Below are 16,122 nucleotides of genomic sequence, written 5' to 3' on the forward strand. Positions count from 1 at the left end.
CGCTCGGTTGCGTAGCAGCCGCAATCCAAGCTGACTCGGTCCACTTGAAAAGAACTCGCCGGCAGGTTTTGGGGCCGCTACGCGGCCCAACGGGAGCAAGCTCCCTCGCCACAGGTTAGAGGTCCGGCGCGATTAGCTGGCACAACTTGGCAGTCGCTTCGATCATCTGCCCACTCGGCCGCTCCAGGCCTTTGTCCGTCACCAGCAGCAATTGCCCCTGCGCCACCGCCGTCACCTGGGGCCAGGCCTTCCACGCATCGAGCTGCGCCTGATCACTGGCCAGAATCACCTCGGGATTGCGCTGCAACACCGCCTCCACACTGACCTGCGGTGCAGGCTGCGTCAGATCGGCAAATACATTACGCGCCCCGCATACCTGCAGCGCATCACTGATGATCTGCCCACCGCCCACGGTGTACAGCGGCCGATCCCAGACTTGATAAAAAACCCGTATTGGTTCATCCCTTCGATAACGCTGGCGCAGGGAATCGAGTCGTTGACGCAGATTTTCGGCCAATGAATCGCCCCGCTCCGGCCGGCCGAGCTGCGTAGCGATCACTTCAATCTGGGCGGCAAGTTGTTCGAGGCTGTGGGGTTCGGCGACATAGGTGGGAATGTTCAGCCGTTTGAGCTGCTCACGCTGCGCCGGCCCCACACTGCCCGGCCACAACAGCAATAGATCGGGTTTGAGGCTGAGCAGTCGCTCCATGTCCAACTGGCCGTAGTTGCCAACAGAAGGAATGTCTTTGAGTTCAGCGGGACGTTCGCCAGCATCCAGCACACCGACCAGAAGGTCAGCCGAGTTCAGCTCCACGACAATCTCGGAAAGCGACGGTGCCAGACTGACGACCCGCTCAACCGCAGCCGCCGAAGCGCTGACAGCCAGCAGCGACACTGCCAGCCAGATGCTGCGCATCAGCCGAGTTGACGCGGGATACGGTAGAGGTAGAACAGCACTGTGGTCGACAGCGCCAGCAGCACCAATGGAACAGCTTCAAGACCGACGAACACCGCCAGCGCACCGATCCAGGCGGGCAGGCCGGCCGCCAGAAACGCGGTGCGGCGTTTCGCGGCCAGGGCGATCCAGGCGTCGGGTTCATCAGGGGTATCGAGGGCTTTCTGGGTGGCGATCAGCGCGTGTTTGTAGCCGCCGAAAAACTTCAGGCTGACAAACATCGAGGCCACACCGGCGATGAACAACGGCATGGCCAGCACCGGCACAATCGCCTCGCCCTGGCCGAATACGCCGTTGATCACGAACAATGGCACCAAGGCCAGCGCCAGGTATTGCCACCAGTTGACGGACAGTCGCCGCCGTACCTGACCGCGGGTCACGCCCGGTCAACCTCGCCCTGATGCTCGTTGCCCATCATATGGTCGAGCTTGCTCGCCTTGGTCGCCAGATAGAGTTTGTTGTGCGGGTTGTGCCCGGTGTGCAACGGCACGCGCTCGGCTACCACGATGCCCATGTCGGTCAAGGCTTTGACCTTGCGTGGGTTGTTGGTCATCAGACGCAGGGACTTCACGCCCAAATGCTCCAGCATCGGCAGGCACATGGCGTAGTCGCGCTGGTCGGCGGCGAAACCCAGGCGCTCGTTGGCTTCAACGGTGTCGGCACCGCCGTCCTGCAATTCATAGGCGCGGATCTTGTTCAGCAGGCCAATGCCGCGACCTTCCTGACGCAAGTAGAGCAACACGCCACGGCCTTCACGGGCGATCGCCTGCAACGCCGCTTCAAGTTGCGAACCGCAGTCGCAACGCTGGCTGAACAAGGCATCGCCGGTCAGGCATTCGGAGTGCAACCGGCCGAGTACCGGAGCACCGTCGGCAAATTCACCCAGGCTTAGTACTACGTGCTCGCGCCCGTTCTCTTCGTCGAGAAAGCCATGCATGGTGAATTGCGCAAAAGGCGTTGGCAGCTTGGAAGCGGCGACAAAAACGACAGGCACCGGTGTGCTCCTGATCTATAAGTACTGAAGATTCGCAGAGGCGGCATTGTAACAGCACGTTCCTACAGACGCTTAGGCTGAATTATGGGGCATAACGATCAAAAAGTTTGATATCAAACCCGCCTGTCCCCTGTGGGAGCGAGCCTGCTCGCGATAGCTGATTGTCAGTTACATCTGTGTTAGTTGACAGTCCGCCATCGCGAGCAGGCTCGCTCCCACAGGGAAGTCCTCGCCAACCGCATGACACTCAGTTCGACTCAAACGGATAGGGTTGCTTCCAGCGTTCGAAAATCGGTTTCAACCGGCCATTTTTGACCAATACTTCCATGCGCTGATCGAACAGCGCCATCAAGGTGCGAGCCCGAGGTGTATCGGCGAAGCACAGGTAAAGCGGCAATTCCGCGATATGCGTGCGGCGAAACTGCGACGGGTCCTTGGCTCGGCTAACGATGTTATCGATTTCTGTCAGTGCATCGATGTAATAGTCGGCGCGATTGTGGATCAGCATCGACACAATTCCCGTCCGCCGCACGACTTCGTTATAGCGCTGCACATTGGGCAGATAAGCCTGATACTTGTAGCCGCGCACCCAGGCCAATCGATAGTTGCCCAGGGTTTGCAGGGTCGGCGCCGGATTGCTGGCCAGACCCAGTGCATAGATCGGATCGGTATCGAAACTCCAGCGCGGATAGAGCACGTCGCTGACTTCATCCCGATAGGCACCGACACAAGCGTCCACTTCGCCACGCTGTGCAAGGCCCGTGGCGCGTGTGTACGGTTCGGTTCGAATATCCAGTTTGACGCCAGCCGGCTCGAACACTTCGCGCAACACATCCCAGCCCAAACCATGGCCATCGGCGGCGGTAAAGTCTTCCCAGGCTTCGCTGGCGAGGTGAATCACGGACGGCGTCGTCGGTGCATCCCCCGCCTGGGCGAACGAGCAAAATAGCGCGAAAACCATCAGCAGCAACCCGCGTCGCGCTATCCCCGGTTCTCTCACTTGGCGCCTCAGACGAAAATCCACACCAACCCTTGCATCGCCAGCCACGCAAATACGCCTGCCAGCACGTCGTCGAGCATGATCCCGACACCACCGTGCACATGCCGGTCGATCCAGTGAATCGGCCAGGGCTTTAGGATGTCGAAGAAGCGGAACATCAGGAAACCCGCCAGCAACCAATACCAGCCTTCCGGTACCAGCCACAGGGTGATCCACATCCCGACCATTTCGTCCCAGACGATGCCTTCGTGGTCGTGCACGCGCAAATCATCGGCGACCTTGCCGCACAGCCAGAAGCCGAACAGCATGGTGATGCCGAGCATCAGCCAATACCCCCAATCGGGCAGCATCTGCCACAACGGAATGAAGGGTAACGCCACTAACGAACCCCAGGTGCCCGGCGCTTTTGGCAGGGTGCCCGAGCCGAAGCCGAACGCCAGGAAATGCCAAGGGTTGCGCCAGACCGACGGCGGTACGAACTCCGCCGGGACCTGTTTGGGATGATCTGTCACGGTGTCTCCCGAAAATGTTGATAGCCCCGGATTGATGGGGTGATGTCGTGTCCGTCGGCATCCAGCAGTGTCACGCCCTGCCCCGCCACCACCCGCCCAAGCACATGGATCGGCCAGCCGTCCGCCAGTAACGATGGCAACTCGGCGGGCGGCAAGGTGAAGGCCAGCACGTAATCGTCACCGCCGCTCAGGGCGGCTTGCTCAGCGCCGGACTGACCGAGGAAGGCCAGCAGCGCCTTCGACAACGGCAGTTTACTGCGCTGCACCTGAACCCCGACTTTCGACGCCAGGGCAATATGCCCACAGTCGGCGAGCAGCCCGTCGGAGATATCCAGCGCCGCAGTGGCTCTGCCGCGCAACGCCATGCCCAGACCAAGCTGCGGTTGCGGCGACCAGTAATGGGCACGCAACGGATCAGCAATGGCCGGCTCAGCCATCCGCTGGCCGAGCACCAGCGGCAATGCGCCCGCGCCGTTACCCAACTCTCCGCCCACGCAGAGCAAATCGCCCGGTTGAGCGCCACTGCGGGTCAACGCCAGACCGGCCGGCACCCGACCGAACACGGTCATGGTCAGGCTCAACGGCCCGCGGGTGGTATCGCCCCCCACCAGCGCCACAGCACAATTTTGCGCCATGAGGTTCAAACCACGGGCGAAGGCTTCCAGCCAATCGGTGGTCACCGTCGGCAAGGTCAGGGCAAGGGTAAAGGCAATGGGAGCAGCGCCCATGGCGGCCAGATCACTGACGGCCACAGCCAGCGAGCGCTGACCGAGCAGAAACGGGTCGCAGGGGTCTGCGAAATGCACACCGGCCACGAGCGTGTCGGTGGAAATGGCCAACTGTTCCCCGGGAGGAACAGCCAGCAAGGCGCAGTCATCGCCAATCCCAAGGGCAACGCCTTCGCCGCCCTGCGCACAAGGCGCGGCGGCGAAGAAATTGCGGATCAGCTCAAACTCGCCCATGGCTTCGTGTCGACATTCCAAGCGCCGATCAGCGCTTGAACGCCTTCACTTCAGCTTCACGCAGACGCGGAGCCAGCTTGTCGAGCACGCCGTTGACGAACTTGTGGCCGTCGGTGGAACCGAAGACTTTCGCCAGTTCGATACCTTCGTTGATCACAACGCGGTACGGCACATCAACGCGCTCGAGCAGTTCCCAGGTGGACAGGCGCAGAACCGCCAGTTCAACCGGGTCCAGCTCTTCGATGGTGATGTCCAGGCATGGCGCCAGTGCGGCGTCGATCCGGTCCTTCTGAGCCGGAACCCCATGCAGGATTTCACGGAAGTAGGCGCCGTCGACATCGCTGAAATCGTTATCGACCCGAAACTGCGCTTCGATCTCGTTCAGCGACTGCTTGGCCATGTGCCATTGGTACAGCGCCTGAGTCGCGAGCTGACGGGCTTCGCGACGCTTGACGCTTTTCGATGGCTTGCCGGCATCCGCAGGCTTTGGATCGCGCGGGTTGAAACGATCGCTTTCGTCGCTAATCACTTGGCCTCCAACTGCGCCAGCAGGCTGACCATTTCCAGAGCGGACAGGGCAGCTTCAGCACCTTTGTTACCGGCCTTGGTGCCGGAACGTTCGATGGCTTGTTCGATGGAATCAACGGTCAGTACGCCGAAAGCGACCGGTACGCCGAACTCCATGGACACCTGGGCCAGGCCCTTGGTGCATTCGCCCGCGACGTATTCGAAGTGCGGAGTACCGCCACGAATGACTGCGCCCAGGGCGATGATTGCCGCGAACTCGCCCTTCTGAGCGACTTTTTGCGCAACCAGCGGGATTTCGAAGGCGCCAGGCGCACGGATGATGGTGATGTCGCTTTCGCTCACGCCATGGCGAACCAGGGCATCAACTGCACCGCTGACCAGGCTTTCAACGACGAAGCTGTTGAAACGGCCCACTACCAAAGCGTAGCGGCCTTTAGGGGCGATGAAGGTACCTTCGATGGTCTTCAGGGTCATTCGTTAGATCTCTTAAAGAGCCGGGACGCGTTTTCTACGCGTCCCTCAGTGATGTGTTAACCGCGAATACAGGCCCGCAAATTGCCGGTCATTATTCGGAGGGCACGTATTCTACAACTTCCAGATCGAAACCGGATATCGCATTAAATTTCATCGGCGCACTCATCAGGCGCATTTTGCGCACGCCCAGGTCGCGAAGGATCTGCGAACCGGCACCGACGATGCTGTAGGTGGTCGGTTTTTTCACGGCGCTGTGATCCGCGGTTTCGCGAATGTGCGCCAGCAATACGTCGCCATCGAGCGGGTGACCGAGCAACAGCACCACGCCGCTGCCAGCCTCGGCAACCGCAGCCATGGCGGCGCGCAGGCTCCAGCGGCCGGGTTGCTTGACCATCAACAGGTCACGCAGCGGGTCCATGTTGTGCACCCGAACCAGCGTCGGCTCTTCGGCGCACACGGTGCCCAGGGTCAGGGCCATGTGCACGTCGCCTTCCACCGAATCACGATAGGTCACCAGGTTGAACTGGCCCAATTCGCTGTCCAGCGGCTGCTCGGCAATCCGCTGAACGGTACGTTCGTGGATCATCCGGTAGTGAATCAGGTCGGCGATGGTGCCGATCTTGATGTTGTGTTCGGCGGCAAAGGCTTCGAGTTCAGCGCGACGGGACATGGTGCCGTCGTCGTTCATCACTTCGCAGATCACACCGCTCGGCTCGAAACCGGCCATGCGCGCCAGATCGCAGGCGGCTTCAGTGTGACCGGCGCGGGCCAGCGTACCGCCGGCCTGTGCCATCAGCGGGAAGATGTGGCCGGGGCTGACGATGTCTTCAGCCTTGGCGTCTTTGGCGGCAGCGGCTTGCACGGTGCGCGCACGGTCGGCGGCGGAGATACCGGTGGTGACACCTTCGGCGGCTTCGATGGACACGGTGAACTTGGTGCCGAAACCGGAACCGTTGCGCGGCGCCATCAACGGCAGCTTGAGCAGTTCGCAGCGCTCGCGGCTCATCGGCATGCAGATCAGGCCACGGGCGTGCTTGGCCATGAAGTTGATGTGTTCAGGCTGGCAGCACTCGGCGGCCATGATCAGGTCGCCTTCATTCTCGCGGTCTTCGTCATCCATGAGGATGACCATCTTGCCTTGGCGGATGTCTTCAACCAGTTCTTCGATGCTATTGAGCGCCACAAGGCACCCCCCTTCTTTCGAAATTTGAGCTTCAGGATTTGAGGTAGCCGTTGGCGGCCAGAAAGCTTTCGGTGATGTTACTGGATGTGGGCTCTGCAGCCTTGTCGCCGAGCAGAAGGCGCTCCAGATAACGGGCCAGCAAGTCGACTTCCAGATTCACCCGGCGACCCGGCTGGTACGACGCCATAATGGTTTCGCTCAAGGTGTGCGGAATGATGGTCAGCAAGAACTCGGCGCCATCGACTGCGTTCACGGTCAGGCTGGTGCCGTCGACGGTGATCGAGCCTTTATGGGCGATGTACTTGGCCAGGTCTTTCGGGGCACGGATGCGGAACTCCACAGCGCGAGCATTCTCGGTACGGGCAACCACTTCGCCCACGCCATCGACGTGACCGCTGACCAGATGCCCACCCAGACGCGTGGTCGGGGTCAGGGCTTTTTCCAGGTTCACCGGGCTGCCGCTTTTCAGGTCATTCATGGCGGTGCAGTCGAGAGTTTCGCGACTGACGTCCGCCGCAAAGCCATTGCCCGGCAATTCAACCGCGGTCAGGCACACGCCATTGACCGCAATGCTGTCGCCCAGTTTGACGTCGCTCAGGTCGAGCTTGCCGGTTTCTACGTGGACCCGCACATCTCCGCCTTTTGGGGTCAATGCACGAATACTGCCGATGGATTCGATGATGCCGGTAAACATGGAGTCCTCCTCGAGAACAGAGCCAGCGCTAGAGCAATGGCCAGGAATTATACGCTCGCCGATGGCACAGGGATGGCAGTGACTCGCCAGTCATCGCCAACCGCACGGATTTCGGTGATTTTGAGCTCGGGCGCGTCTTTCATCTGCGCCAGTGGCCAGTCCAGTAAGGGTCGGGCCGAGGAGCCGAGAAACTTGCCGGCGATGAAGATCTGGAATTCGTCCACCAGCCCGATCTGGGCAAATGCGCCAGCCAGTCGTGGGCCGGCCTCGACCAGCACGTCATTGACGCCACGATTGGCGAGTTCGACCAGCAACTGATGCAGATCGACCTGGCCATCATCGCCCGGCACGATCAGGCATTCCGGGCCGTTGGCGTACTGTTCTTCCACCGCGACACACGTGGCGACCAGTGCCGGACCCGCCTTGAAGAACGGTGCATCCAGCGGCACCCGCAGGCGACCGTCGATCAGCACGCGCAGTGGCGGACGGCTCATGGCCAAGGCCGTTTGTTCAGCGTCCAGCCCCAATTCGTCAGCACGCACGGTCAAGCGCGCATTGTCCGCCAGTACCGTGTCGGCGCCGGTCAGCACCACGCTGGCCTCGGCGCGCAAACGCTGTACCGCCGAACGCGCCGCCGGCCCGGTGATCCATTGGCTCTCGCCGCTTTCCATCGCTGTGCGGCCGTCGAGGCTCATCGCCAACTTGACCCGCACGAATGGCAAGCCATGTTCCATGCGTTTGAGGAAGCCTTGATTGAGCTTGCGCGCCTCGCCTTCCAGCACACCGCTTTCAGTGGCGATACCGGCCTGGGCCAGACGTTGCAGACCGCGACCAGCGACTTCCGGGTTCGGGTCTTGCATCGCCGCAACGACGCGCGCCACACCGGCATTCACCAGCGCATCGGCGCAGGGCGGCGTACGGCCGTGGTGGCTGCAAGGTTCGAGGGTCACGTAAGCTGTGGCGCCCCGCGCCTTGTCGCCAGCGCCGCGCAGGGCGTGGACTTCGGCGTGCGGTTCGCCGGTGCGCACATGCCAGCCTTCGCCGACAATCTGCCCGTCACGCACCACCACGCAGCCAACCCGGGGGTTGGGATGCGTCGTGTAATGACCTTTGCGCGCCAGTTCCAGGGCCCGCGCCATGTAATGCGCGTCGAGGATGGCTTGTTCGGGGGAGGTGGTCATTCTTTCACCGGCTCACGGGCGAGGCGATCGATCTCTTCGCGGAACTCGTTGAGGTCCTGGAAGCGTCGGTACACCGAAGCGAAGCGGATATAGGCGACTTCATCAAGCTTCTTCAGCTCGGCCATCACCAGTTCGCCGACCACGAGGGATTTGACCTCGCGTTCGCCGGTGGCGCGCAGCTTGTGTTTGATGTGCACCAGCGACGATTCGAGGCGCTCGACACTTACCGGGCGCTTCTCCAGCGCCCGCTGCATGCCGGCACGGAGTTTTTCTTCGTCGAACGGCTGGCGACTGCCGTCGGTTTTGATCAGGCGCGGCAACACCAGTTCAGCGGTTTCGAACGTCGTGAAACGTTCGCCGCAGGCCAGGCATTCACGCCGGCGGCGCACCTGTTCGCCCTCGGCGACCAGACGCGAGTCGATGACCTTGGTGTCGTTGGCACCGCAGAAGGGACAGTGCATGGTGGCAGGCAACAAAAAATGGGAGGGCCATGGTAGCGCATCCCCGTGGCAAGACAAGCCATAGGGTTTGCGGTATACAGACTGGCTGTCTATGGATTTCACTTGCTGGAGCCGCCAATGTCTTTACGACCACTCATTTTGCTCAGTCTTTTCAGCCTGTTGGTGGCCTGTGGCAGCGATACGCCCAAGCCCCAGCCGCCAACGCCCGGCCCTGCACCGCAACAGGCGCAGAAGAAAGCCAAGGCATCGGCCGAGCTCGGTCCGCTGCCGGCTTACCAACGTGAAATCAGTGGCACCCTGCTGGGCGTGCCGGCCGATGCCGAAGTCGAACTGGCGTTGCTGGTGATCGACGAAAAGGATCGTCCGCAACTATTGCTCGCCAGTGCCAACCTGATCGGAACCAATCAAGTGTTGCCGTTTCGCCTGCGCTTCAACCCTGAATCCTTTCCGGCCGGTGCCCGCGTCGAACTTCGCGGCCGCGCCAGCCAGTCCGGGCAGTTGATTCTGCATCTGCCGGCGCAAATGATCACACAGCCAACCACCCAGGCATTGGGTCAGCTGCAATTCGTCAAAGCGCCATGATTGCACCGCTCGACCTGCAACAGGCGTTAGGTGAGCTGCTTGGGGATGCACAGCTTATAGCCTGTGAGTTACCCGGCACCGAACTGAAACTGTGGCTGATCGATGGCGACAATATGGATCGCGCCTTCAGCCCGGAAGAAACCCGGCGGATTCTTCACGAACCGCCGTATTGGAGTTTCTGCTGGGCCAGTGGGCTGGCCGTGGCGCGTTATCTCGCCGAGCACCCGCAATGGGTCGAAGGTAAACGGGTGCTGGATTTCGGCGCCGGCTCCGGGATCGCCGCGATTGCGGCGGTGAAAGCCGGGGCACTGGAAGTGGTGGCCTGTGACCTGGACCCATTGGCGATTGCCGCGTGTCGGGCGAACGCCGAACTCAATGGCGTGCAGCTCAGCTACTCGACGGACTTTTTCTCCGAGGCCGATCGGTTTGATCTGATTCTGGTGGCCGACGTGTTGTACGACCGGGCAAACCTGCCGTTGCTCGACGAGTTTCTCAGCCGTGGCCGGGAAGCGTTGGTGGCGGATTCGCGGGTGCGCGATTTTCGCCATCCGTTGTATCAGCGCATTGAAATGCTGGAGGCAATGACCTTGCCGGATCTGGCCGAACCCGAAGAGTTTCGGCATGTGAGCCTTTACCACGCGCGGCGTGGCTAGCTAAAAGCTTCGCGGGCAAGCCTCGCTCCTACAGGGAGGGTGTAGATTTCGAAACTGTAGGAGCGAGGCTTGCCCGCGAAGACGTCCCGTCAGGCAACACATCACTCAACGGCCACCCCGCTTTCAGCCACCCCCCACCAAGCCTTATAGTGACCACATCCACGCTTTTACGAGATCCCCCATGAGTCAGGAAACGCCGTACATTTTCGACGCCACGACTGCCGATTTCGACCAGTCGGTGATCGAGAACTCTTTTCACAAACCGGTGCTGGTGGATTTCTGGGCCGAATGGTGTGCGCCGTGCAAGGCCTTGATGCCGATGCTGCAAACCATCGCCGAGAGCTATCAGGGCGAGTTGCTGCTGGCCAAGGTCAACTGCGACATCGAGCAGGACATTGTTGCGCGCTTCGGCATTCGCAGCCTGCCGACTGTGGTGCTGTTCAAGGATGGTCAACCGGTGGACGGTTTTGCCGGTGCACAACCGGAATCGGCTGTGCGCACCATGCTCGAACCCCACGTGCAAATGCCGCCGCCCGCTGCGGCCGACCCGTTCGAACAGGCTCAGGCGCTGTTCGATGATGGCCGCTACGCCGACGCCGAAGCCACGCTCAAAGTACTGCTGGCGGAAGACAACACCAACGCCAAGGCGCTGATTCTCTACGCCCGCTGCCTGACTGAGCGCGGCGAACTGGGTGAAGCGCAAATCGTGCTCGACGCGGTCAAGACCGATGAGCACAAGGCTGCCCTGGCTGGCGCCAAGGCGCAGATCCAGTTCCTCGGTCAGGCCAGGGATTTGCCGGACGCGGCAGACCTGAAAGCGCGTCTGGCGAAAAATCCGCAGGACGATGAGGCGGTCTATCAACTGGCTATCCAGCAACTGGCCCGTCAGCAATACGACGCGGCGCTGGATGCCTTGCTGAAGCTGTTCATCCGCAATCGCAGCTACAGCGAAGGCTTGCCGCACAAGACCTTGCTGCAAGTGTTCGAACTGCTGGGCAACGATCACCCGCTGGTGACCACGTACCGTCGCAAGTTGTTTGCTGCGCTCTATTAAGATCAAAAGATCGCAGCCTTCGGCAGCACCTACAGGGAAATACAGATCCCGCGTAGGAGCTGCCGCAGGCTGCGATCTTTTTTGCGGCTTACTCGATCCGTCCGTGTGAACCCGATTCCTACGCTGGCTCGATCCAGTGGTACAGCGGTGTATCCCCGCCGCTCACCACTTTGACGTCTGCACAGTGGCGCAAGCGCACCAACAAGCGCTTGCCCGCCGCTGCGCTGCCGGTCAGCCCTTCCAGTTGCTCCAGCAAATCCGGCCCGCTCAATTGCCCGGCCTTGCGTAGCAACTCTTGGGCGATCTGCCACAGCGCATCGTCCTGATTCACCGGTTTGGCGGGCGCAACACTCGCCTCGGGTTTTGTTGCCTGCAACTGCGCACCGAGCTGCGCCCAGTCGCCTTCATCGAGCTCCAGTGTCAAATCCACCGGCCAGTCGCCGATGCTTCCGCGTATTCGCAACATAAGTCTGCTCCTGCCCATACCTGACTCGCATGCTCCCATGGGTCTTGCGCAACGCCAAGCAGACGGTCAAACTCTCCGCACTTTCGTTATAAGATTACATAACAAAGTTTTCATTTTACTTTCCGGAGACCCGTCATGCGCCGTCTGCTGCTCGCTTTGCCGTTTGCCTTGTTGCCGCTGGCTGTCGCCCATGCGGCGGTCGAGCATGATCACGATCATGATGAACATGGCAGCCTCAGCGCCCACGAACATGGCGTCGCTCGCCTGAATGCGGCGCTGGATGGCCAGACTCTGGAGCTGGAGCTGGAAAGCCCGGCGATGAACCTGGTGGGTTTCGAACACGCCGCCACCACTGACGCCGACAAGGCCAAAGTCGCCGCCGTCCGCACGCAGCTGGAAAAACCGCTGGTGCTGTTCAACCTGCCAAAAGCCGCCGGTTGCGTGGTCGCGACTCAGGAGCTGGAAAGCCCGCTGTTCGGTGACAAACCGGATGCCGACGATGACCACGACGAAGCGGACAAGGACGGTCACGAGCATCACCATGACCACAGCGAAATCCATGCCCATTACCAATTCAGCTGCTCGGCCCCGGGCGCGCTGAAGACCCTGGACCTGGCGAATATCTTCAACACATTCCCGGCCACCCAGAAGATTCAGGTACAACTGATCAGCCCGAGTGGGCAGCAAGGGGTTGAAGTGACGGCCAAGGCTGCCGCCCTGAAATTCTGATCCGACACTCCCCCCCTGTAGGAGCGAGGCTTGCCCGCGAAAGCGATCTGACAGTCGACATCATTGTTGAATGTAAAGGCCTCTTCGCGGGCAAGCCTCGCTCCTACGGAGATCGGTGTTGAATGTGAAATTGAGACAAACCCATGAAATCGGCGCCATGACCCAAGCACTCATCGAACTGTCCGACCTGGGCTTCAGCTGGCCCGGGCATCCGCCGTTGCTGGACATCCCGGTGTTCCGCCTGGAACCTGGTGAAACCCTGTTCCTCAAGGGCCCCAGCGGCAGCGGCAAGACCACCCTGCTCGGCCTGCTCGGTGGCGTGCAAAAACCTGATCGTGGCAGCATTCGCCTGCTCGGCCAAGAGCTGACCGAACTCTCCGCTGGCGCACGCGACCACTTCCGCGTCGATCACACCGGCTACATCTTCCAGCAGTTCAACTTGCTACCGTTTCTCTCGGTACGCGAGAACGTCGAGTTGCCCTGCCACTTCTCCAAACTGCGTGCCGAACGGGCGATCCAGCGCCACGGCAGCGTCGATCAGGCTGCGGCCACCCTGCTCGCCCACTTGGGCCTCAAGGATGAAAGCATCCTCAGCCGCCGCGCCGATTCGCTGTCCATCGGCCAACAGCAACGGGTCGCCGCCGCACGTGCGTTGATCGGTCAGCCGGAACTGGTGATCGCCGACGAACCGACCTCGGCGCTGGACTACGACGCCCGCGAGAACTTCATTCGCCTGCTGTTCGCCGAATGCCGCGAAGCCGGGTCGAGCCTGTTGTTCGTCAGCCATGACCAGAGCCTCGCGCCGCTGTTCGATCGCCACCTGTCGCTGGCCGATCTCAATCGCGCCGCCACCCCGTCCGAGGTTTGAGATGTATTTGTTTCGTCTAGCCATGGCCAGCCTGGCTAACCGTCGCTTCACCGCGATCCTCACCGCATTCGCCATCGCCCTGTCGGTCTGCCTGCTGCTGGCCGTGGAGCGGGTGCGCACCGAGGCCAAGGCCAGTTTTGCCAGCACCATCAGCGGCACCGACCTGATCGTCGGCGCGCGTTCCGGCTCGGTGAATCTGCTGCTGTATTCGGTGTTCCGCATCGGCAACGCCACCAACAACATCCGCTGGGACAGCTTCGAACATTTCGCCAACAACCCGAAAGTGAAGTGGGCGATCCCGATGTCCCTCGGCGATTCCCATCGCGGCTATCGGGTGATGGGCACCACCGAGGCGTACTTCGAGCATTACCAGTACGGCCATCAACAGCACCTCGAACTGGCCGACGGCCGTGCCTTCGCCAGCGATCCGTTCGAAGTGGTGCTCGGCGCCGAAGTGGCCGATGCACTGCATTACAAGCTCGGCGACAAACTGGTGTTGGCCCATGGCGTAGCGGTGATCAGCCTGGTCAAACACGACGACAAACCGTTCACCGTAGTCGGCATTCTCAAACGCACCGGCACCCCGGTGGACCGCACGCTGCACATCAGCCTCGGCGGCATGGAAGCGATTCACGTCGACTGGCACAACGGCGTTCCGGCACGTGGCAACGGGCGGATCAGTGCCGACCAGGCGCGCAACATGGACCTGACGCCGCAAGCGATCACCGCGTTCATGCTCGGCCTCAACAGCAAGATTTCGACGTTTGCGCTGCAACGGGAGATCAACGAATTCCGTGGCGAACCGATGCTGGCGATCCTCCCGGGTGTGGCATTGCAGGAGCTGTGGAGTTTGATGAGCACGGCGGAAAAAGCCTTGTTCGTCGTCTCGCTGTTCGTAGTACTGACCGGATTGATCGGCATGCTCACGGCGATCCTCACCAGCCTCAACGAGCGGCGCCGCGAGATGGCGATTCTGCGTTCGGTCGGCGCGCGGCCGTGGCACATTGCGACCTTGCTGGTGCTGGAAGCCTTTGCCCTGGCGTTGTCCGGAGTAATTGCCGGTGTGGCGCTGCTGTATGTGTGCATCGCTGTGGCGCAGGGTTACGTGCAGGCGAATTACGGCTTGTACTTGCCGCTGGCCTGGCCGAGTGAATATGAATGGACGCTGCTCGGTGGCATCCTGATCGCCGCGTTGCTGATGGGCAGTGTGCCGGCCTGGCGCGCCTATCGCCAATCCTTGGCCGATGGCCTGTCGATCCGACTATGAGGACATTAATGATGCCCCGCGCTGTGCTTGCGCTATTGATGCTGGTTGCCCTTCCGCTGTGGGCGGCCGAGCCAAAAGACCTGACCTGGTCGGAGATGATCCCGCCGGATGCGGCGCCAGAAGTGCCGAACATGACGCCCCTGCATGATCTGTCGAAGATGAGCGACGCGTTGTCCGCAGAATCGGCCCCGGCCGCCAAGCAGGACATGCCGAATGCGCCGGTGGTGAAGAGCCTCGACGGCAAGAACATTCGTTTACCGGGGTACATCGTGCCGCTGGAAGTCAGTGAAGAAGGTCGTACCACGGAGTTTTTACTGGTCCCGTATTTCGGCGCCTGCATCCATGTGCCGCCGCCACCGTCGAACCAGATCGTGCATGTCAAAAGCGAAGTCGGCGTGAAGCTTGATGAGCTGTATCAGCCGTACTGGATCGAAGGTTCGTTGCAGGTGAAAGCATCCACCAGCGAGTTGGCGGATGCCGGGTATCAGATGGAGGCGGACAAGATTTATGCGTATGAACTGCCGCAGTGACCGGTAGTTTTGTTTTGATAGTGAGGCCCCCTTCGCGGGCAAGCCTCGCTCCTACAGAGGCCACGCAAGCCCCGTAGAAGCGAGGCTTGCCCGCGAAGAGGCCATCAAAGGTTCCGCAAAAATCAAGGCCATCACTGTTTCATTGAGCTGAGTCAAAAGACCGTATCAGTTGGATCCCTACCATTGGACATCGAACATTTTTAACGTCCTTTGGAGCTCCCATGCACAAGTCCTTGCTCTGCGCTTCGCTGTTCGCCCTCGCGCTCACAGCCCCGCTCGCCCATGCTCACACCGCCGGTGACATCCTCGTTCGGGCTGGTGCGATCACCGTCAACCCGGAAGCCGACAGCTCCAGCGTCAAGGTCGATCAGGGCCCGCTGAAGGGCGCCGATCTGGGTGGCAAGGCCACCATGAGCAGCGACACTCAGCTGGGTCTGAACTTCGCCTACATGATCACCAACAACCTGGGAATCGAACTGCTCGCTGCCTCGCCGTTCGAGCATGACGTGAAGCTCAAAGGCACCGCGCTCGGCGCCGCCAACGGCAAACTCGGCACGCTCAAACACCTGCCGCCGACCCTGAGCCTGGTCTACTACCCACTGGATTCCAAGTCCGCGTTCCAGCCGTACATCGGCGGCGGTATCAACTACACCTGGATCTACGACGAGCACGTCGGCAGCGAAGCCGCCGCCAACGGCTTCAGCAACTTCAAGGCGGAAAACTCCTGGGGCCTGGCCTGGCAGGTCGGTGCCGACTACATGCTGACCGACAACGTAATGATCAACGCCCAGGTGCGCTACATCGACATCGACACCACCGCGACCGTGGAAAACAACGCCGTCGCACCGGGCACCCGGGCCAAGGTCGACGTTGATGTGGACCCGTTCATTTACATGGTTGGTTTGGGTTACAAATTTTAATCAACACTTGTCCGGCTTTTGTGGCGAGGGAGCTTGCTCCCGCTGGGCTGCGAAGCGGCCCCAAAAAACTGCGAGCGCTGCGCACTCGAACGGGAGCAAGCTCCCTCGC

21 protein-coding genes are annotated in these 16,122 nt (G+C 61.1%); 8 read left to right on the forward strand and 13 right to left on the reverse strand.

Going from position 1 to position 16,122, the window contains the following annotated elements:
• Positions 1–115: 115 nt before the first annotated feature.
• The 12 genes from PMI18_RS02710 to nrdR form a co-directional block, all read right to left on the reverse strand.
• Positions 116–916: a cobalamin-binding protein gene (locus tag PMI18_RS02710; protein WP_007906823.1), complete on the reverse strand. Its 801-nt coding sequence runs from the start codon at positions 914–916 to the stop codon at positions 116–118.
• On the reverse strand, positions 916–1,335 hold the full coding sequence (locus tag PMI18_RS02705; RefSeq protein WP_007906826.1) for a hypothetical protein: 420 nt from the start codon (positions 1,333–1,335) through the stop codon (positions 916–918). Before PMI18_RS02705 ends, PMI18_RS02710 begins: the two co-directional genes overlap by 1 nt.
• Entirely contained in the window at positions 1,332–1,949 is a 618-nt protein-coding gene (gene ribA, locus PMI18_RS02700) for a GTP cyclohydrolase II (protein WP_007906827.1), read from the reverse strand. The genes PMI18_RS02705 and ribA overlap by 4 nt, the downstream gene beginning before the upstream one ends.
• A gap of 247 nt (positions 1,950–2,196) precedes the next feature.
• Entirely contained in the window at positions 2,197–2,910 is a 714-nt protein-coding gene (locus PMI18_RS02695) for a substrate-binding periplasmic protein (protein WP_081499899.1), read from the reverse strand.
• A gap of 47 nt (positions 2,911–2,957) precedes the next feature.
• Positions 2,958–3,461 carry a phosphatidylglycerophosphatase A family protein gene (locus tag PMI18_RS02690; protein ID WP_007906829.1) on the reverse strand — a complete coding sequence of 168 codons (504 nt, stop codon included), beginning with the start codon at positions 3,459–3,461 and terminating at the stop codon, positions 2,958–2,960.
• Positions 3,458–4,423, reverse strand: a complete 966-nt coding sequence (gene thiL / locus PMI18_RS02685; protein ID WP_007906831.1) for a thiamine-phosphate kinase — start codon at positions 4,421–4,423, stop codon at positions 3,458–3,460. The genes PMI18_RS02690 and thiL overlap by 4 nt, the downstream gene beginning before the upstream one ends.
• Before the next feature lie 28 nt (positions 4,424–4,451).
• A complete protein-coding gene (nusB, locus tag PMI18_RS02680) occupies positions 4,452–4,952 on the reverse strand; it encodes a transcription antitermination factor NusB (RefSeq protein ID WP_007906833.1) in 501 nt (166 codons plus the stop codon).
• Complete coding sequence (ribH, locus tag PMI18_RS02675; RefSeq protein WP_003228649.1) at positions 4,949–5,425, reverse strand: 6,7-dimethyl-8-ribityllumazine synthase; 477 nt, start codon at positions 5,423–5,425, stop codon at positions 4,949–4,951. The genes nusB and ribH overlap by 4 nt, the downstream gene beginning before the upstream one ends.
• Before the next feature lie 91 nt (positions 5,426–5,516).
• On the reverse strand, positions 5,517–6,608 hold the full coding sequence (gene ribBA, locus PMI18_RS02670; protein ID WP_007906834.1) for a bifunctional 3,4-dihydroxy-2-butanone-4-phosphate synthase/GTP cyclohydrolase II: 1,092 nt from the start codon (positions 6,606–6,608) through the stop codon (positions 5,517–5,519).
• Positions 6,609–6,639: 31 nt separating this feature from the next.
• Entirely contained in the window at positions 6,640–7,302 is a 663-nt protein-coding gene (locus tag PMI18_RS02665; RefSeq protein WP_007906836.1) for a riboflavin synthase, read from the reverse strand.
• A 47-nt stretch (positions 7,303–7,349) separates the two neighbouring features.
• Positions 7,350–8,483: a bifunctional diaminohydroxyphosphoribosylaminopyrimidine deaminase/5-amino-6-(5-phosphoribosylamino)uracil reductase RibD gene (gene ribD / locus PMI18_RS02660; RefSeq protein WP_007906837.1), complete on the reverse strand. Its 1,134-nt coding sequence runs from the start codon at positions 8,481–8,483 to the stop codon at positions 7,350–7,352.
• Complete coding sequence (gene nrdR / locus PMI18_RS02655; RefSeq protein WP_007906838.1) at positions 8,480–8,944, reverse strand: transcriptional regulator NrdR; 465 nt, start codon at positions 8,942–8,944, stop codon at positions 8,480–8,482. Before nrdR ends, ribD begins: the two co-directional genes overlap by 4 nt.
• A gap of 117 nt (positions 8,945–9,061) precedes the next feature.
• Here nrdR and PMI18_RS02650 point away from each other — a divergent pair, with 117 nt between their 5' ends.
• The 3 genes from PMI18_RS02650 to trxA all read left to right on the forward strand — a co-directional run bounded on the left by PMI18_RS02650 (position 9,062) and on the right by trxA (position 11,233).
• Complete coding sequence (locus tag PMI18_RS02650; RefSeq protein WP_007906839.1) at positions 9,062–9,526, forward strand: YbaY family lipoprotein; 465 nt, start codon at positions 9,062–9,064, stop codon at positions 9,524–9,526.
• Positions 9,523–10,179, forward strand: a complete 657-nt coding sequence (locus PMI18_RS02645; protein ID WP_007906840.1) for a class I SAM-dependent methyltransferase — start codon at positions 9,523–9,525, stop codon at positions 10,177–10,179. The genes PMI18_RS02650 and PMI18_RS02645 overlap by 4 nt, the downstream gene beginning before the upstream one ends.
• A gap of 181 nt (positions 10,180–10,360) precedes the next feature.
• A complete protein-coding gene (gene trxA, locus PMI18_RS02640) occupies positions 10,361–11,233 on the forward strand; it encodes a thioredoxin (protein WP_007906841.1) in 873 nt (290 codons plus the stop codon).
• Between the two features lie 118 nt (positions 11,234–11,351).
• Here the strand turns inward: trxA and PMI18_RS02635 are convergent, their stop codons facing one another.
• Positions 11,352–11,699: a hypothetical protein gene (locus PMI18_RS02635; RefSeq protein WP_007906842.1), complete on the reverse strand. Its 348-nt coding sequence runs from the start codon at positions 11,697–11,699 to the stop codon at positions 11,352–11,354.
• Between the two features lie 135 nt (positions 11,700–11,834).
• On the opposite strand from PMI18_RS02635, the gene PMI18_RS02630 reads away from it, so the two are divergent.
• The 5 genes from PMI18_RS02630 (at position 11,835) to PMI18_RS02610 (ending at position 16,013) form a co-directional block, all read left to right on the forward strand.
• Positions 11,835–12,428, forward strand: coding sequence for a DUF2796 domain-containing protein (locus PMI18_RS02630; protein WP_007906843.1), 594 nt, complete (start codon positions 11,835–11,837; stop codon positions 12,426–12,428).
• Between the two features lie 157 nt (positions 12,429–12,585).
• Complete coding sequence (locus tag PMI18_RS02625; protein ID WP_033036888.1) at positions 12,586–13,296, forward strand: ABC transporter ATP-binding protein; 711 nt, start codon at positions 12,586–12,588, stop codon at positions 13,294–13,296.
• Between the two features lies 1 nt (position 13,297).
• On the forward strand, positions 13,298–14,563 hold the full coding sequence (locus tag PMI18_RS02620) for an ABC transporter permease (RefSeq protein ID WP_007906845.1): 1,266 nt from the start codon (positions 13,298–13,300) through the stop codon (positions 14,561–14,563).
• An 11-nt stretch (positions 14,564–14,574) separates the two neighbouring features.
• Positions 14,575–15,093 (forward strand): DUF3299 domain-containing protein, encoded by a 519-nt coding sequence (locus tag PMI18_RS02615; RefSeq protein WP_032830564.1) that lies wholly within the window; start codon positions 14,575–14,577, stop codon positions 15,091–15,093.
• Between the two features lie 221 nt (positions 15,094–15,314).
• On the forward strand, positions 15,315–16,013 hold the full coding sequence (locus PMI18_RS02610) for an OmpW/AlkL family protein (RefSeq protein WP_007906849.1): 699 nt from the start codon (positions 15,315–15,317) through the stop codon (positions 16,011–16,013).
• Positions 16,014–16,122: the final 109 nt, after the last annotated feature.

Origin of the sequence: Pseudomonas sp. GM102 (assembly GCF_000282555.1) — a bacterium.
Lineage (GTDB): Bacteria > Pseudomonadota > Gammaproteobacteria > Pseudomonadales > Pseudomonadaceae > Aquipseudomonas.